Consider the following 16,548-nt stretch of genomic DNA (forward strand, 5'->3'; position numbering starts at 1 on the left):
ATAAAATAATGAACATAATGGTCACCGGAGCCGCAGGTTTTCTGGGTCGCCGCTTGATAGAGCGCTTACTGACTCTCGATTATCTGGCGGACAGCCAAGGTCATCAGCGCAGCATCACGAAAATTATCGCCTGTGATGTGGTGCCGCTGAGTGGTATCGCGGATGAGCGGGTAGAGGTGATTTGTGGTGATATCTCGGACGCCCAATGGCTCGCCACGGTTTTTGATCGGCAGGTCGACACGGTTTTTCATCTGGCGGCAATCGTCTCCAGTCAGGCCGAGGAGGATTTTGATCTGGGAATGCGCGTCAATTTCGATGCGACGCGCAACTTATTTGAGCAGGCGCGTCAGTTAGGTCACTGCCCGAAAGTCATTATTACCAGTTCGGTAGCGGTGTTTGGCGGGGCATTACCGACTGTGGTGCCCGACGAACAAGTGTGGTCGCCCCAAAGCTCTTACGGCACACAAAAAGCCTTAAACGACCTATTACTGGCCGATTATAGCCGCCGGGGATTTATTGATGGCCGCAGTTTGCGGATGCCCACCATTGTGGTTCGCCCCGGCAAACCGAACCGCGCCGCCTCCAGTTTTGCCAGCGGCATTATCCGTGAGCCGCTGCAAGGCATTGAGGTGATCTGCCCTGTGAGTCTGCAAACACCGCTGTGGTTGCTGTCGCCGAAAATGGCGATTAACAACCTGATTCTCGGTCATCAACTGAGCGCCAGCCAGCTTAAATCTGGTCGGGTGATTAACCTGCCGGGCTTGTCCATCAAGGTGCAGCAGATGATTGATGCCTTGCGACGTATCGCCGGAGATGAAGTGGCGGATCGGATTACGGTGCAGCAAGACCCCTTGATTGAGAAGATCGTCAACTCATGGCCGGGGGATTTTGAGGCACACTACGCCAAGGAGCTCGGCTTTATCAGTGATAAGGATTTTGACACTATCATTAATGACTTCATTCTCGGCGAGTTGCCGGATCGGGTGGTGCGATTGGTGGGGAATCGACACTAAAACGCGGTGATTCCCCTCGGATTATCATGGTATTCCGAGGGGATAACTCACACGGCACTACTCTGCTATCACTGTTTCTGGTTGGCGGCGAATAAATACCATCACCAAGGCCAGCCACAGCAAGCCACTGATCAAGTTGAACAAATTGAAGATACCGCTGTTGCCCCACAGGTAGGCCAATTTGGCAAATTCAATGCCGAAGGTGAAGACCATCATACTGATCATCCCCATCGCCGCAGAGACAGTCCCTTTGCTGATATCGCTGGCAAACAGGGTCAGCCGCACCAAACCGGCATTCGCCAAACCAATACCAAAGGCATACAAACTCAGCCCCGCCGTCATCCACAGATAAGCATGGGATGAGTAGAGTGTGGAGCCAGCCGCAATCAGCAGGCCGACAATCATCGGGCCAGCGCCATAGCGGATCAGCCGTGGAATGCTGGTTTTACCGCTCAATCTCGCCAGTGTCAGGTTGCCTATAATCAGCGCGCCAAAAATCGGCACCTGCAACACGCCATACCCCACTGTGGATAGCCGCTCGCCGCTGATCAAAATAACGGGCGATTGCGCAATCCACGCCAGCAATGGCAGGCTAGCGAAACCCAACGCCAGTGAACCGCACAGGAAACGGCGGTTGGCGAGCACTTGCTTATAGTCACTCCACATGGCCGCGACTGACAATTTCTCACCTTTCAGTGACGCGGTTTCCGGCATGGCACGCCACAAGCCGACAAATGAAATGGCACCCAGTGCGGCAAACAGCACAAACATTGACTGCCACGGCGCGACGTGAATCAGGGCTGCACCCGCCAATGGCCCTAGCAACGGGGCAATCAAAGCCACATTCGCCATCAGCGCGGTGATTTTGATACACACTGCTTCCTCGAATGACTCCTGAATCGTGGCGTAACCGACCGCGCCAATAAAGCACAAGCCAATCCCTTGCAGGAAGCGCATGGCGATAAACTGTTCAATGGTATTGACCAGCAAAATGGCAAGGCAGGTGACCACAAAGAACGCCACACCGACCAACATCACCGGACGACGCCCACGGCGGTCTGACAGCGGACCAAGCAGCCATTGCAGAAACATCCCGCCCGCCAGATAAGCGGTCATGGAGGTCGGCACCCACTCTTCGCTGGCATTAAAATCGGCCACGACCGCCAGCATACCCGGTTGAATCATATCGTTGGCGATATAAGCGGCAAATTCGAATAATACCAAACAGAGCGGAAATAAAAGCGCCCGTCGACCTAAACGTGTCGCGGGTGAAAATGAAGTTTGCATAGATTAAGCTATTAATTATAAACGTAAAAAAAGGGAAGCACTCAGGCAGAATGCCAGTCAGAGCGCGTCAGGTCGGCTATTTTGCCGCCAATATAACGTTATGGCAACAATTTATACCTCCAGAGGGGGTCAGCTTAGCTTGGATCTGATTTTTGTTGAGATTGGATCTAGTTTCGGTTGATATTCGCTCGGTGCTCACTTGGCCTCCCCAGCCTCAACCGAGTCGGGCCGCAGGGCGGCGGCCCAACACCCGCGCCTTGCGCGAAATATTGCCCTGCGGGTAAACCTCCCACGTCTTTCGGGCTGACGAGCCAGCGCGATGGGCATCCTTGCTCAAGCGCACTTTTCGCGGGCGTCCATGCCCGCTCACTCTACCCTCCCTCCTCGTCGGCAATATTCCTAATTGCGCCTAAGTTCAAAAGAGAAAGTCAAAATCAAAACTGTGGTTTTGACCTTGAAGTTAAAAGCACATTTGAGCTGCCGAGTGAAGAGAGTAGGCAAGGAAAACGGGCAGGACGCCCGTTTTAGGCGTCGCGCGGAGGGACCCGCGTAAAGCCGTCCGTCAGCCGAAACGATGAGCGAGGGTACCCACGAAGTGGGCAAGCGATACGTGCGAAGCGCGGGATTCCACAAGGGTGCGCGCTCGCACCCTTTGGCGGTTGAGGCATAGGAGGTTAGGTGAACACTGAAGCTTTGACAACCGAACCAATCACTTGCCCCCTCCTGTGTATCTCCCCCCAAACTTACGTTACTATTTGTGAGGTAACTGTTTTTCAGACTCATATTAAGGCGATCGAGAGTATGCATGACCAATAAGATTGGCTGGATTGATAATCTGCGGGCTGTGGCTTGCATTATGGTGGTGATGATCCACGCCACCACCTATTACGTGACCAGTGGTGCGCGGGTGGGGGAAGTGAACTGGGATATTGCCAATCTGCTGAATTCCGCCTCTCGTGCCTGTGTGCCGCTGTTCTTTATGATCTCCGGTTACCTGTTTTTGGGTGAAAAGAGCGCCAAACAGAAGCACTTTACCCGCATCGGGCTGTGTCTGCTGTTCTATAGCGTGGTGGCACTGATCTATATTTTGACCCTCACCCCCATCGACGGCTGGGCCTCGCTGAAGAATATCCTGCAAAAACCGGTGTTTTATCACCTGTGGTTTTTCTATGCCATTATCGTGGTCTATCTGGTTTCACCGCTGATTAACGTCAAACCGGTGTCGGGCCGCTATCTGGCGGTGATCATCCTGCTGCTCGCGGTCCTTGCCAACCCACAGGCCAGTAAATTTTCGCTGGGCGGTTTTCATCTACTGCCGATCAACCTCTATATCTACGGCGATACTTTCTATTATTTGCTGTACGCGCTTTTGGGGCGGGCGATTGGGATGCTGGAAACTCAGGGGCGAATCATCAGTTGGAGCGCGGCTATGCTGTTTATCCTGAGCGTAATATTGATTGCTATCTCAACGGAAAAACAAACTCGGATTAATGGTAGCTTTGCCGATACGTTTTACATGTATTGCAGCCCGCTGGTCTTTGTGGCGGCGGTATCAATGCTGGTGTGGTTCAAAAATTGCCTCAACCAGCAAATTGGCTGGCTGAGTTGGCTGGCGGGTCATTCATTGGCAATTTATGGTTTTCACGCGCTGATTATCCATTTTATCCGCACCCATCATTACGATTTCACTGCTTATCCGGTGCTGGATATTTTCTACGTTTTTGCGCTGGCCCTCGCATTGAGCACCTTGCTATCGATGGGATTGCAGCGCATTGATCGACGGCGTTGGGTCAGTTAATCCCCGCCAACCCGCGCTGTTGCGCGCGCCGTAGCTGGCGACCGGAGGAAAATCCGGCAGCCAGCGCGGCTTTCTCCAGATTAAGCCCCTCTTGCAGCCGCACTTCGGCCACCGCCACCCGCAGTTGTTCGTGAAACTCGCGCACGCTGATGCCCACATGTTCGCGGAACAAGCGAGTTAAATGGCGGCTGCTGACGTGGGCTTTCTGCGCCACCTGAAGCAGTGACCATTCAGCTTGTGGTTCCGCTGACATCACATCCTGTGCGCGGTGTACGGCGGGATGGAGATGATTGCGATAGCGTAACCAAGGGGAGAGTTGTGGGTCATCCCCCGAGCGACGGAAATAAACCACCATCTCCCGCGCCACTTCCAGTGCGATTTGCGGGCTACAATAGCGGCTGATCAGATGCAACGAGAGATCAATCCCCGCCGTGATCCCCGCACTGGTATAGACCCCGCGATCTTCAACAAAAATACGATTTTCTTTGGTTTGCGCTGCGGGTGCCTGTTGGCGTAACCGCTCAAGCACATGGTGATGGGTGGTGCATTGATAGCCGTCTAGTAACCCTGCTTGTGCGGCCAGCAATGCACCTGAGCAGACACAAACCAGTATCGTTTTTTGCTGCGCGATGGCGGTTTTCTGCTGCTGTAACCACTGGCGCGCCACTGCCGCGGTTTCGGTCGCAAAGTAGTGGCGCGAGTCGCTCACACCCGGCACTACCAGTAAACTACCTTCCGGTAACTGTGCAGGCAGTGGTTGCAACTGGCCCAGCAGCATTTCGGTGGAGGACATCACTTCCGGTAGTGGGCTGATATAGCGAAGATTAAACGATCCCGCCAGCCGTAAAGTTTCAGCAGGGCCAGTTAAATCCAGCGACAGCACGCCGGGCAGCAAGAGAAAATAGACATTTCGTTGCATGGTTAACCCACAGTTACCGCCAGATGACGGATCAGATAAGCCGGAATATCCGGCATATGGGGTAGCAAAGTATCAACAAAAGCGCGGCGCTCAAAGCGTATCCAGTGCTTCCAGTGCTTCAGCCACGGTGCGGATAGTGGCAAAACGGTCGGCCAACACGGTTTCAGTGTGCAACTTTAAGGCTTCGCTGCTAAATGCCATGCCATTAGGATGAGTCATGGGGAAGGTCATGGTGGCTTCCGTGACAAAGGTGACCTGATAGCCCAGATCTGATGCCACACGGGCGGTCGTCTCGCAGCACTGTTCAGTGCGCAGTCCGGAAATAATCAGGTGATTAATCTGCTTCTCTTTTAGCCATTGATCCAACCCTGAGTCGGTCAGCGCGTTATGTATCCGTTTTTGCACGGTCACATCCGCTTGATGGGAAACCAGCGACATGGGCTTAACATAGCCGGAAGCCAGCGAGAATGGCCCTTCGGGTGAGACATGGAACACATCGACCAGTGCGACACCTCGCTGTTTGCAGCCAGTGATTAACTGGTTTAGCGCCGCTGAGAATGCCGGTAAATCTTGCTGCTGCCAATAAGGTCTATGCTCGAATGATTGTTGAACATCAATGATCAGTAGTGCGCTATGAGTCATTTTCGGCCCTCCGCCGTGTGGGTGTAGAGCCATCATGCGCGGGTTTAAAGCCGAACGGAATGCCAAATCAGGCCATCATGGGGATTAAACGGGACTCATTTTTAATCAGTCCCGATGAGGCTACTCGGTGAGTGGCTGCAACTGCTGATAGAGCTTTTTAAAGATGATGCGGCGCGTGGCGTAATCTTGATGGCGCTGCGCATCCGGCATATGGGTCTGTTCCAGTGGCAGTGCGGGTAAGAGATCCGCCAGTGGCCGATGCGGATTCAGTGCGATTTGCGCCAGCCGCGCCGCGCCTAGCGCCGGACCCACATCGCCTCCGGTGCGATACTCCAGTGTTTGGCCGCTGATATCTGCCAGCATCTGCCGCCAATAGGCACTGCGCGCACCGCCGCCAATCAATGTGACCGATTTTGGCTGTAATCCGCTGGCATGTAGGGCATCCATCCCGTCCGCAAGGGCAAAACCGACCCCCTCCAGCACGGCACGGGCTAAATCGGCTCGGCCATGCTCATGGGTAAAGCCCCAGAATGCCCCTTTGGCATTAGGATTATTGTGGGGCGTGCGCTCGCCAGAAAGGTAGGGCAGGAACCATACCGGTGTCGTGGCGGCAGGGGTGTTTTCCACCTCACTGATCAGGGCGGGGACGGTATCGACCCCGGTCAGTTGGCAAGCCCAATCCAGACAGGAGGCGGCACTGAGCATCACTGACATCAAATGCCAGCTATTTGGTAATGCATGGCAGAAACTGTGAACTGCACTGGCCGGATTGCTGAGAAAGCCGTCACTCACCGCGAAATAGACGCCGGAGGTGCCCAGTGACAGCATCGCCTGACCGGTTTGGTACAGGCCAACCCCGATCGCCCCGGCGGCATTATCGCCACCTCCGGCAACCACAGGTAGGGTGTTGATGCCCCAGCGCTGGGCAATCTCCGCGCTAACATGACCGGTAATTTGGCTGCCTTCGAATAGGGCGGGCATCTGTTGGCGGGTCAGATCGCAGGCGGCCAGCATCTCATCACTCCAGTCGCGTTTCGCCACATCCAGCCACATTGTTCCGGCGGCATCGGACATATCACTGGCGAAATCACCACTGATCAGAAAACGGAGATAATCTTTGGGTAACAGCACCTTATCGATACGACTGAACACCTCCGGCTCATGTTCCGCCAGCCATTTCAGTTTAGGGGCCGTAAAGCCCGGCATCATCAGGTTGCCAGTAATTTGGCGTGATGTAGGCACCGCGTGTTCCAGCGCCTGACACTGGGCAAAACTGCGGCCATCATTCCATAAAATGGCGGGGCGCAGCACCCGATGCTGTTTGTCGAGTAGGGTTGCCCCGTGCATTTGCCCTGTTAGCCCTAGAGCCTTTACCGACTGTAAATCATGTGCTGCGGCTAGCGCTTGCATGGCCTGATCAGTCGCCTGCCACCAATCGGCAGGGTTTTGCTCTGACCATAAGGGGTGAGGGCGAGAGACAGAGAGAGCAGCACCTTGGCTGGCAATCACTTGCCCGTTTTCGGCCAGCAGAATGGCTTTAACGCCGGAGGTGCCTAGATCGATGCCAAGGTACATATAATCTCCTTTATTATGAGGTTATTTTTCTACCACTGTTATCAGCCAAAGATATAGCGATTCACCCGATTCTCCAGCAACTCCTGATGACCACTCTGGTGATGCGGATTCAGATTGTGCTGGCCCGCATAGTGCGCCAGATCTTCCAGCGACATTTTACCTTTCAGAATCTGTTGGCCCAGCTCGGTATTCCAACCGGCATAGCGTTTGGCAACCCACTGATCCAATTCACCCTCTTCAATCATTTTGGCGGCAATTTTCAGGGCTAATGCCATGGTATCCATCGCCCCAATATGACCATAAAACAGATCATATTTATCAGTGCTTTGGCGGCGCACTTTGGCATCAAAATTCAGCCCGCCAGTGGTGAAACCGCCCGCTTTGAGGATCTCAAACATCACCAGCGCATTCTCTTCCACACTGTTCGGGAACTGATCGGTATCCCAGCCCAACTGTGGATCGCCACGGTTAGCATCCACGGAGCCAAAAATGCCCAATGCAATGGCACTGGCAATTTCATGATGGAAAGAGTGCCCAGCCAGTGTGGCGTGGTTGGCTTCAATGTTCACTTTGATCTCTTTTTCCAGCCCAAACTGCTTGAGGAAACCATAAACCGTCGCGACATCATAATCATACTGATGCTTGGTCGGCTCCTGCGGTTTGGGTTCAATCAGCAGTGTGCCTTGGAAACCGATTTTATGTTTATGCTCAACCACCATCTGCATAAAGCGACCAATTTGCTCGCGCTCTTGGCGTAAATCGGTATTTAACAGTGTTTCGTAGCCTTCGCGCCCGCCCCATAACACATAATTTTCGCCGCCAAGTTTTTGTGTCGCATTCATGGCAGTAAAGACTTGGGTCGCCGCCCAACTGAAAACTTCGGGATCCGGATTGGTGGCTGCGCCTGCACCATAGCGCGGATGAGTGAAACAGTTTGCTGTGCCCCATAAGAGTTTGACGCCACTGCTCGCTTGCTTCTCCGCCAAGACATCGGTCATGACCGCAAAGTTATTCAGGTACTCTTTTAACGACGCGCCTTCCGGTGAGACATCCACATCATGGAAGCAGTAATAAGGCACATTCAGTTTATGGAAAAACTCAAAAGCGACATCTGCTTTGTGTTTTGCCAAGGCGAGTGCATCGCCAGAGTGCTGCCACGGGCGCTCGAAAGCATTGGCGCCGAACATATCAGCCCCACCCCAGCAGAAGGTGTGCCAGTAGCAAGCCGCAAACCGCAGGTGATCGGCCATTCGCTTACCAAGGATAATTTCATCCGGATTGTAGTGATGAAACGCCAGCGGATTAGCGCTTTGGCTGCCTTCGTAACGCACTTGTTCTAATTCATCAAAATAAGATTGCATGCAATACTCCTTGGAAGCTGGCCCGCATTATTGGGCGGGTGAGCTTTTATCTTCGGAGTTGTTTGCTATTCTCTCAATTACGTTATTTCACACTCAAATTCAGAGAATTATTAATTGTGGTGTAGATCTCATAAATAACCGATTAATTATAAAAACGCGCTAATACTTATCGTGTGGATAACATCTCTCTGTGGAATTATGCATTCTTCTGGGGAGAAAACATGATCGTTATCATAAAATTAACATTAAACCAAAAAACATAATTGGCGGATGAAAATCTGTAATTGCTGATGTGCAAATAAGCGTCAACAATCCTATTGCAGTTGATGTTTACCGTTTCTCTTACCCTGCTTGCACAATAAGAAAGGTACCGAAAGATGAAATTTAAGAACATTTTACTCTCCGCATGTGCCGCACTGGTGATGTTTAGTCAGCCAGGATTCAGTAAAGAAATTAAAATCGGCATGGCGATAGACGATCTTCGTCTTGAACGCTGGCAGAAAGATCGCGATATTTTTGTTAACAAAGCTGAATCTCTCGGCGCTAAAGTATTTGTTCAATCAGCAAACGGCAATGAAGAAACACAAATGTCGCAGATTGAGAATATGATTAATCGTGGTGTGGATGTGCTGGTTATTATTCCTTATAACGGGCAAGTATTAAGTAATGTGATCGCCGAAGCTAAACGGGAAGGGATAAAAGTATTGGCGTATGACCGCATGATTAATAACGCGGATATCGATTTTTATATCTCGTTCGATAATGAAAAAGTGGGTGAACTACAAGCCAAAAGCTTGGTTGAGCGGGTGCCACAAGGCAACTACTTCCTAATGGGTGGCTCGCCGGTGGATAACAATGCCAAGCTGTTCCGACAGGGACAAATGACGGTGCTTAATCCATTGATAAAAGAGGGTAAAATTAAAATTGTCGGCGACCAGTGGGTTGATGCTTGGTTACCTGAAAATGCCTTAAAAATCATGGAAAACGCGCTAACCGCCAACAATAACAAAATTGATGCTGTTGTGGCGTCGAATGATGCCACCGCAGGCGGTGCTATTCAGGCATTAGCCGCACAAGGTCTGGCAGGTAAAGTGGCTATTTCCGGGCAGGATGCTGATTTGGCAGCCATAAAACGGATTGTTGCGGGTACGCAAACCATGACGGTATATAAGCCCATCAGTAAATTAGCCAATGATGCCGCAGAGATTGCCGTGAGCTTGGGTAAAGGCGAACAACCCAAAGCAAACAGTCAATTAAATAATGGCATAAAAGATGTCCCAGCCTATTTATTAACGCCGATTCAAGTCGATAAAAATAATATTGATAGCACTATTATTGCTGATGGATTCCATAAAAAATCAGATATTTATTGATTAAATTAACTTTGGGTTTTAATTGCTAATTTTAATAATCGGTGAGTTTTTCAGCCTATTAAATTAGCGGCAATTTCATATATTCCCTAAATAATTGAAGTTGCAGCCCACAAAGCTGCAACTTCAATGAATAAAGGTACAGGAGGGATCAATGGCCTACCTGCTAGAAATGAAAGAGATTACCAAGCAGTTTGGCGTCGTTAAGGCAGTTGATAATATCAGCCTGACACTGGAGGCTGGGCAAGTATTATCATTATGCGGCGAAAATGGCTCAGGGAAATCCACACTAATGAAAGTGTTATGTGGTATTTACCCCACAGGTTCCTACCAAGGGGAAATAATTTTTGCAGGTGAAACGCTTCAGGCCAAAAATATTCGTGAAACAGAGCAAAAGGGCATTGCGATAATTCATCAGGAATTGGCCTTGGTGAAACAGATGTCAGTGCTGGAGAACATGTTCCTAGGCTCAGAGTGGGGCCGCTTTGGCATTATGGATTATGACGCCATGTATTTGCGCTGCCAACGGATGTTGGCGCAGGTCAAGCTGGCGGTCGATCCCCATACACTGGTCGGTGAGTTGGGTCTGGGGCAGCAGCAGTTAGTCGAAATCGCGAAAGCGCTGAATAAACAAGTGCGGCTACTGGTGCTGGATGAGCCAACGGCCTCACTGACAGAGAGTGAAACGGCTATTTTGCTGGATATTATCCGTGACCTGCGAAATCACGGCATTGCCTGCATCTATATCTCGCACAAATTGAACGAAGTGAAAGCCATATCAGATTATATCTGTGTAATCCGCGATGGCCGCCATATCGGCACTCGCCCTGCGGCGACCATGAGCGAGGATGACATTATCGCCATGATGGTGGGCCGTGAACTCAAAGAACTCTACCCCCACGAGGCACACCATATCGGCGAGGAGATTTTGCGGGTAGAAAATCTCTGCGCTTGGCATCCGGTAAATCGGCATATTCGCCGGGTAGATGAGGTCTCTTTCTCATTGAAGCGGGGCGAGATCTTGGGGGTGGCCGGGTTGGTCGGCTCGGGCCGAACAGAGACGGTGCAATGCCTGTTCGGTGTCTATCCGGGGCGCTGGCAGGGCGAGATATTTATTGATGGCAAAGCCGTCACCATCAGCAATTGCCAGCAAGCCATGAAGCTGGGTATTGCGATGGTGCCGGAAGACCGCAAAAAAGATGGCATTGTGCCGGTGATGGGGGTAGGGGCCAATATCACACTGGCGGCACTGGATGACTTTACGGGTGCTTTTAGTGTGCTGGATGATGCCAAAGAACAGTCGACAATTGTGCACTCTCTGGCGCGGTTGAAAGTGAAAACCTCCTCTTCCGAACTGGCCATCGCCCGCCTCAGTGGCGGCAATCAGCAAAAAGCCATATTGGCGAAATGCCTGCTACTCAATCCCCGGATTTTGATCCTCGACGAACCGACGCGCGGCATCGATATTGGCGCAAAATATGAAATTTATAAACTGATCAACCAATTGGTCCAACAGGGGATTGCGGTCATTGTGATTTCCTCTGAACTGCCGGAGGTCTTGGGATTAAGTGATCGTGTATTGGTCATGCATGAGGGGCGCATCAAAGCCGATCTCATTAACCAGAACCTGACTCAAGAAAAGGTCATGGAAGCCGCACTCAGGAGTGAAACCCATGTCGCAAGCTAATCAATCTGAACTTAACACGCCAGAAAATGGCGATAAAAAGCCGCTATTTCGGCTAAAGTCCGTTAATTTGCAAGTTTTTGTCATGTTAGCGGCGATCGCCATTATTATGCTGTTTTTCACTTTCACCACCGAAGGGGCCTATCTTAGCGCCAGAAATATCTCGAACCTGCTGCGCCAGACGGCGATCACCGGCATCCTCGCCGTGGGCATGGTCTTTGTCATTATCTCGGCAGAAATTGATCTCTCTGTTGGCTCGATGATGGGATTGTTGGGCGGGATCGCCGCGATTTTTGATGTGTGGCTCGGCTGGCCACTGCCGCTGACCATTGTGGTCACACTCGGTTTAGGGCTGGTACTTGGGGCATGGAATGGATGGTGGGTAGCCTATCGCAAAGTGCCCTCATTTATTGTCACCTTGGCGGGGATGCTGGCGTTTCGCGGCATTTTGATTGGCATCACCAACGGCACCACCGTCTCACCCACCAGTAGCGCGATGTCGCAGATTGGTCAAAGTTATCTGCCCAATGGCCTTGGATTTGGCATTGGTGCGATTGGCCTGATGCTGTTTGTGGCCTGGCAGTGGCATCGTCGGAGTCACCGCATTCGGCTCGGTTTACCTGTCGCCGCGCCGCAAGGGGATGTGACCCGTCAATCTATTACCGCCATTATTGTTCTTGGTGCAATATATTTATTGAATGATTATCGCGGTGTGCCTACTCCGGTATTGATTCTTACCGCGCTGATGCTGGCGGGGATATTTATGGCAACCCGCACGGCATTTGGCCGTCGGATCTATGCCATTGGCGGCAATATCGATGCAGCTCGTCTCTCTGGGGTCAATGTTGAGCGCACCAAATTGGCGGTGTTTGCTATCAATGGATTGATGGTCGCCATTGCCGGCTTGATTCTCAGTTCGCGACTGGGGGCGGGTTCACCTTCGGCGGGGAATATTGCTGAATTGGATGCCATTGCCGCCTGTGTGATTGGTGGCACTAGCCTTGCCGGTGGGATCGGCAGTGTGGCCGGTGCGGTAATGGGCGCATTTATCATGGCTTCTCTCGATAATGGGATGAGTATGCTAGATGTCCCGACATTCTGGCAGTACATTGTCAAAGGCGCGATTTTGCTGCTGGCTGTATGGATGGATTCCGCCACCAAACGCCGGGTTTAGCCCTCTCCCTGTGCAGAGAGTTCAGTGCCATACTGCATTGATCTCTCTGCGGATTCTGTTTTGAATCCCCACCCCTTTCAGGAGCCACTCCCATGTTTGAGAAACGCTACCGGATAACTTTGCTGTTTAACGCTAACAAAGTGTACGACCGGCAAGTGGTGGAAGGTGTCGGCGAGTATTTACAGGCTTCGCAATGTGACTGGGATATTTTTATCGAAGAGGATTTTCGCTGCCGCATTGATAATATTCGTGATTGGTTGGGCGATGGTGTTATTGCTGATTTTGATGATCGGCAGATAGAGCAACTGCTGGTCAATGTCGATGTCCCCATTGTCGGCGTTGGCGGTTCTTATCATCAGGCGGAAGACTATCCGCCAGTTGATTATATTGCGACCGACAACAGAGCCTTGGTCGAAGCTGCTTTTATGCATCTGAAAGAGAAGGGTTTAAACCGTTTTGCTTTCTATGGTCTACCCGCCAGCAGTGATAAGCGCTGGGCGCAAGAGCGGGAGTATGCATTCCGCCAATTAGTGGCGGCTGAGCAATACCAAGGGGTGGTTTATCAAGGCATGGCCACCGCGCCCGCTAACTGGCAATACACCCAAAATCGGCTGGCAGATTGGGTACAAACCTTGCCGCATCAGACAGGGATTATTGCCGTGACGGATGCGCGGGCGCGTCATTTGCTGCAAGTGTGTGAGCATCTGGATATTGCCGTACCCGAAAAACTGAGTGTGATTGGCATCGATAATGAAGAGTTAACTCGCTATTTATCGCGGGTGGCACTCTCGTCGGTGGCACAAGGGACGCGGCAGATGGGCTATCGGGCGGCTAAGTTGCTGCATCAGCGCCTCAATCAACGGCAGAAACAGCAAGATACCCCACCGTTGCAGCGCATTCTGGTTCCTCCTGTAAAAGTGATTGCCCGCCGCTCAACGGATTTTCGCTCGCTACGCGATCCGGCTGTCATCCAGGCGATGCACTATATTCGTCATCACGCCTGCAAGGGGATTAAGGTGGAACAGGTGTTGGATGCGGTAGGCATGTCGCGCTCGAATTTGGAAAAGCGCTTTAAAGACGATATCGGGCAGACGATTCATGGTGTGATTCATGAAGAAAAACTCGATCGGGCGCGCAACTTATTGGCCGCTACCTCGCTACCTATCAATGAAATCTCGCAAATGTGTGGTTACCCGTCACTGCAATACTTCTATTCAGTATTCAAAAAAGGCTATTCCATCACCCCGAAAGAACACCGCGATAAATATGGCGAAGTGAGCTATTAACCCTTTCTGCGCCACTGATCACTTATCTTAACTCCACCGAGGTAGGTGATTTATTCATCATCTCTATCGAATGGATAGCGCCATACAATAAACGCGCTATAATCACCGGCTTAGATCACTCATATCTATGGAAGATCATCGTCCCCGGTGGGGCGGCTGGACTTCAAATCCAGATGGGGCCGCCAGCGGTCCTCGGCAGGTTCGACTCCTGTGGTCTTCCGCCAAAGCTCTTCCGTATTACTCCCCAAAAGTCCTAAAAACCCCAGTAAAACCAATAGATAGAGCGTTTTATTGTCCGTAGGTGTCCGAGCTTATCTCTCTAAATCCGTAACAATTGTGTATAGTAAAGGGTATAGAATTACCCTATACCTTTTTGAGCTATACACATGCCACTTTCCGATATCCAGATTCGCCGTGCTAAACCACAAGAAAAAGCCTATACCCTGAGTGACGGGCAAGGGCTATCACTCTTAATTGAACCTAACGGCAGCAAAGGGTGGCGCTTTCGCTATCGTTTTGCCGGTAAGGCCCGATTAATGTCATTAGGGACTTATGACTTGATATCCCTTGCTGAAGCTCGCTCTAAGCGAGATGTGGCACGTAAACAGGTTGCAGATGGAACAGATCCCGCAGAGGTGAAAAAGGCTGAGAAGTTGGCGCAGCGGCTTTCATCGGAAAACTCTTTTGAGGCTATTAGCCGTGAGTGGCATAAAGCCAAAGCCGATCGCTGGTCATTGGGCTATAGGGAAGAAATCATGAGTACCTTTGAGGCGGATATATTCCCGTATATTGGTAAACGGCCAATTGCAGAAATCACACCGCTGGAGTTACTTGATGTGCTTCAACGTATCGAAAAGCGTGGAGCGTTAGAAAAAACGCGTAAAGTACGGCAGCGCTGCGGCGAAGTATTTCGTTATGCCATTATTACTGGTCGGGCTGCATATAATCCTGCCCCTGACCTTGCCAGTGCATTAAGCACACCAAAGAAACAGCACTACCCGTTCCTGTCTGCCGAAGAGATGCCATATTTTATTCGTGACCTAGAGGGTTACACCGGCAGCATCATAACCAAGAACGCGGCAAAGATACTTATGCTAACGGGTGTGCGAACTAAGGAAATGCGTTTTGCTACTTGGCAGGAAATCGATCTTGAGAACGGTTTATGGGAGATTCCCGCAGAACGAATGAAGATGCGTCGCCCTCATATCGTGCCGTTGTCTACGCAGGTTATAGCGCTATTTAAACAGCTCTTACCTATCACCGGACATTATCCTTATATTTTCATTGGACGAAATGACCGTAAAAAGCCTATAAGTAAAGAAACAGTCAATCAGGTCATTGAATTACTGGGTTATAAAGGCCGTGCGACGGGTCACGGATTTAGACATACCATGTCAACGATATTGCATGAACAAGGCTATGATAGTACATGGATAGAGCTACAATTGGCTCACGTTGATAAGAATAGTATTCGCGGTACTTATAATCATGCACAGTATCTTGAAAAGCGAAGAGATATGTTGCAGTGGTATTCAACTTTATTATATTCATTTTTACTATAAGTCATCGAGGTACCCGATGTTATGCTATAAATACCGATCAGTAAATCAACAAACTTTAGAAATGCTCATAAATAGGGAGGTGTACTTCGCTTCTCCTGATCAATTGAATGATCCTTTAGATGCTAAAATAGACATCAATGCACATTATCAAAAAATAGTTAGAAAATACGATCCTAATATAAGTGAGGAGTTTAATAGAAAAGCTTTTCTTTTGAATTTACTTAATTCAAAAAAAGTTACACTGGAAGATGGAACTGAAAAAAGGCTTAATGATTTAGTACAAGAGTTTATCACTAGTTTAGGCATATTCTCTTTGTCTAAGACTGCTAGTGATGCATTATTATGGTCTCACTATGGCGGGGCTCATAAAGGATTATGTTTGGAGTTTGAAAGTGATGAGATCTCTTCTAAAGACGTTTTTAGTAGAGGTGAAATAGCTTATAAACAGAAACCAATTTATGAGGAAGTTTTTGAAGAACTATTACTTGATTTTGGGAATTTTGTTAAACCTTGGGAAAAAGATAGCTCTTACTCTGATGAAGTGGCAGATAAATTTTATACTAAACAACTGAGCGATTTAATAGACGCAAACCTATATGTAAAGTCTGAAAAGTGGAAATATGAGGAAGAATATCGACTGGTAAGTAATAAGGCTGGAAAAATAAAATTCAATGCAAGCGCTCTAAAAAAAATCATTTTAGGAATACACACTTCCTCATATGATATAAACACTATTAAAAATATACTTACCCACCCACAGTATGAACACGTAAAACTGATGAGAGTTTCTAAAAATCCTAATGGTTTTGATTTTAATATTGTCGAGATATAAATCATTTTTTAATGTTAATTATAAAATATCAAAATCATAAAAAGG

The 16,548-nt window shown here is 49.9% G+C and carries 14 protein-coding genes and 1 tRNA gene; 9 read left to right on the plus strand and 6 right to left on the minus strand.

The annotated features are described in order from the left end of the window. Positions 1–8: 8 nt before the first annotated feature. Positions 9–1,013, plus strand: coding sequence for a D-erythronate dehydrogenase (gene denD, locus HRD69_RS05900; protein ID WP_032815062.1), 1,005 nt, complete (start codon positions 9–11; stop codon positions 1,011–1,013). Between the two features lie 57 nt (positions 1,014–1,070). Here the strand turns inward: denD and HRD69_RS05905 are convergent, their stop codons facing one another. Both HRD69_RS05905 and HRD69_RS05910 read right to left on the minus strand, forming a co-directional pair. After that, the gene (locus HRD69_RS05905; protein ID WP_032815061.1) at positions 1,071–2,300 is read right to left on the minus strand and encodes an MFS transporter; all 1,230 of its coding nucleotides are present in this window, start codon (positions 2,298–2,300) and stop codon (positions 1,071–1,073) included. Positions 2,301–2,514: 214 nt separating this feature from the next. After that, positions 2,515–2,670, minus strand: a complete 156-nt coding sequence (locus HRD69_RS05910; protein ID WP_172984578.1) for a hypothetical protein — start codon at positions 2,668–2,670, stop codon at positions 2,515–2,517. Positions 2,671–3,105: 435 nt separating this feature from the next. Between HRD69_RS05910 and HRD69_RS05915 the strand changes: the two genes are divergently transcribed. Next, the gene (locus HRD69_RS05915) at positions 3,106–4,098 is read left to right on the plus strand and encodes an acyltransferase (RefSeq protein WP_004874981.1); all 993 of its coding nucleotides are present in this window, start codon (positions 3,106–3,108) and stop codon (positions 4,096–4,098) included. Here HRD69_RS05915 and HRD69_RS05920 read toward each other — a convergent pair. From HRD69_RS05920 to xylA, 4 genes are all read right to left on the minus strand, one after another. Further along, positions 4,091–5,017 (minus strand): GlxA family transcriptional regulator, encoded by a 927-nt coding sequence (locus HRD69_RS05920; RefSeq protein WP_032814195.1) that lies wholly within the window; start codon positions 5,015–5,017, stop codon positions 4,091–4,093. The two genes, HRD69_RS05915 and HRD69_RS05920, sit on opposite strands and share 8 nt — an antisense overlap. 90 nt (positions 5,018–5,107) lie before the next feature. Continuing rightward, positions 5,108–5,659 (minus strand): cysteine hydrolase family protein, encoded by a 552-nt coding sequence (locus HRD69_RS05925; protein ID WP_032814193.1) that lies wholly within the window; start codon positions 5,657–5,659, stop codon positions 5,108–5,110. A 120-nt stretch (positions 5,660–5,779) separates the two neighbouring features. Further along, entirely contained in the window at positions 5,780–7,234 is a 1,455-nt protein-coding gene (xylB, locus tag HRD69_RS05930; protein ID WP_004874979.1) for a xylulokinase, read from the minus strand. A 41-nt stretch (positions 7,235–7,275) separates the two neighbouring features. Beyond that, complete coding sequence (xylA, locus tag HRD69_RS05935; protein ID WP_004874978.1) at positions 7,276–8,595, minus strand: xylose isomerase; 1,320 nt, start codon at positions 8,593–8,595, stop codon at positions 7,276–7,278. A gap of 377 nt (positions 8,596–8,972) precedes the next feature. Here xylA and xylF point away from each other — a divergent pair, with 377 nt between their 5' ends. From xylF to HRD69_RS05970, 7 genes are all read left to right on the plus strand, one after another. Further along, the gene (gene xylF, locus HRD69_RS05940) at positions 8,973–9,968 is read left to right on the plus strand and encodes a D-xylose ABC transporter substrate-binding protein (protein ID WP_004874977.1); all 996 of its coding nucleotides are present in this window, start codon (positions 8,973–8,975) and stop codon (positions 9,966–9,968) included. Between the two features lie 151 nt (positions 9,969–10,119). Then, positions 10,120–11,652 (plus strand): xylose ABC transporter ATP-binding protein, encoded by a 1,533-nt coding sequence (locus tag HRD69_RS05945; RefSeq protein WP_004874976.1) that lies wholly within the window; start codon positions 10,120–10,122, stop codon positions 11,650–11,652. Beyond that, positions 11,639–12,823, plus strand: a complete 1,185-nt coding sequence (gene xylH / locus HRD69_RS05950) for a xylose ABC transporter permease XylH (RefSeq protein ID WP_032814190.1) — start codon at positions 11,639–11,641, stop codon at positions 12,821–12,823. Before HRD69_RS05945 ends, xylH begins: the two co-directional genes overlap by 14 nt. 92 nt (positions 12,824–12,915) lie before the next feature. Further along, positions 12,916–14,109, plus strand: coding sequence for a D-xylose utilization transcriptional activator XylR (gene xylR / locus HRD69_RS05955; RefSeq protein WP_004874974.1), 1,194 nt, complete (start codon positions 12,916–12,918; stop codon positions 14,107–14,109). A gap of 129 nt (positions 14,110–14,238) precedes the next feature. Beyond that, positions 14,239–14,333, plus strand: a tRNA-Sec gene (locus tag HRD69_RS05960). 162 nt (positions 14,334–14,495) lie between these two features. Beyond that, positions 14,496–15,671: a tyrosine-type recombinase/integrase gene (locus tag HRD69_RS05965; protein WP_004874973.1), complete on the plus strand. Its 1,176-nt coding sequence runs from the start codon at positions 14,496–14,498 to the stop codon at positions 15,669–15,671. 16 nt (positions 15,672–15,687) lie between these two features. Then, a complete protein-coding gene (locus HRD69_RS05970) occupies positions 15,688–16,503 on the plus strand; it encodes a DUF2971 domain-containing protein (protein WP_004874972.1) in 816 nt (271 codons plus the stop codon). Positions 16,504–16,548: the final 45 nt, after the last annotated feature.

The organism is Yersinia mollaretii ATCC 43969 (genome assembly GCF_013282725.1).
GTDB lineage: Bacteria > Pseudomonadota > Gammaproteobacteria > Enterobacterales > Enterobacteriaceae > Yersinia > Yersinia mollaretii.

Bases quoted from the DNA above. Each gene is read 5' to 3' on its own strand.
- HRD69_RS05905 (WP_032815061.1), bottom strand. From the start codon at position 2,300: ATGCAAACTTCATTTTCACCCGCGACACGTTTAGGTCGACGGGCGCTT.
- denD (WP_032815062.1), top strand. From the start codon at position 9: ATGAACATAATGGTCACCGGAGCCGCAGGTTTTCTGGGTCGCCGCTTG.
- HRD69_RS05965 (WP_004874973.1), top strand. From the start codon at position 14,496: ATGCCACTTTCCGATATCCAGATTCGCCGTGCTAAACCACAAGAAAAA.
- HRD69_RS05920 (WP_032814195.1), bottom strand. From the start codon at position 5,017: ATGCAACGAAATGTCTATTTTCTCTTGCTGCCCGGCGTGCTGTCGCTG.
- xylR (WP_004874974.1), top strand. From the start codon at position 12,916: ATGTTTGAGAAACGCTACCGGATAACTTTGCTGTTTAACGCTAACAAA.
- xylH (WP_032814190.1), top strand. From the start codon at position 11,639: ATGTCGCAAGCTAATCAATCTGAACTTAACACGCCAGAAAATGGCGAT.
- HRD69_RS05915 (WP_004874981.1), top strand. From the start codon at position 3,106: ATGACCAATAAGATTGGCTGGATTGATAATCTGCGGGCTGTGGCTTGC.
- HRD69_RS05925 (WP_032814193.1), bottom strand. From the start codon at position 5,659: ATGACTCATAGCGCACTACTGATCATTGATGTTCAACAATCATTCGAG.
- xylB (WP_004874979.1), bottom strand. From the start codon at position 7,234: ATGTACCTTGGCATCGATCTAGGCACCTCCGGCGTTAAAGCCATTCTG.
- HRD69_RS05945 (WP_004874976.1), top strand. From the start codon at position 10,120: ATGGCCTACCTGCTAGAAATGAAAGAGATTACCAAGCAGTTTGGCGTC.
- HRD69_RS05970 (WP_004874972.1), top strand. From the start codon at position 15,688: ATGTTATGCTATAAATACCGATCAGTAAATCAACAAACTTTAGAAATG.
- xylA (WP_004874978.1), bottom strand. From the start codon at position 8,595: ATGCAATCTTATTTTGATGAATTAGAACAAGTGCGTTACGAAGGCAGC.
- xylF (WP_004874977.1), top strand. From the start codon at position 8,973: ATGAAATTTAAGAACATTTTACTCTCCGCATGTGCCGCACTGGTGATG.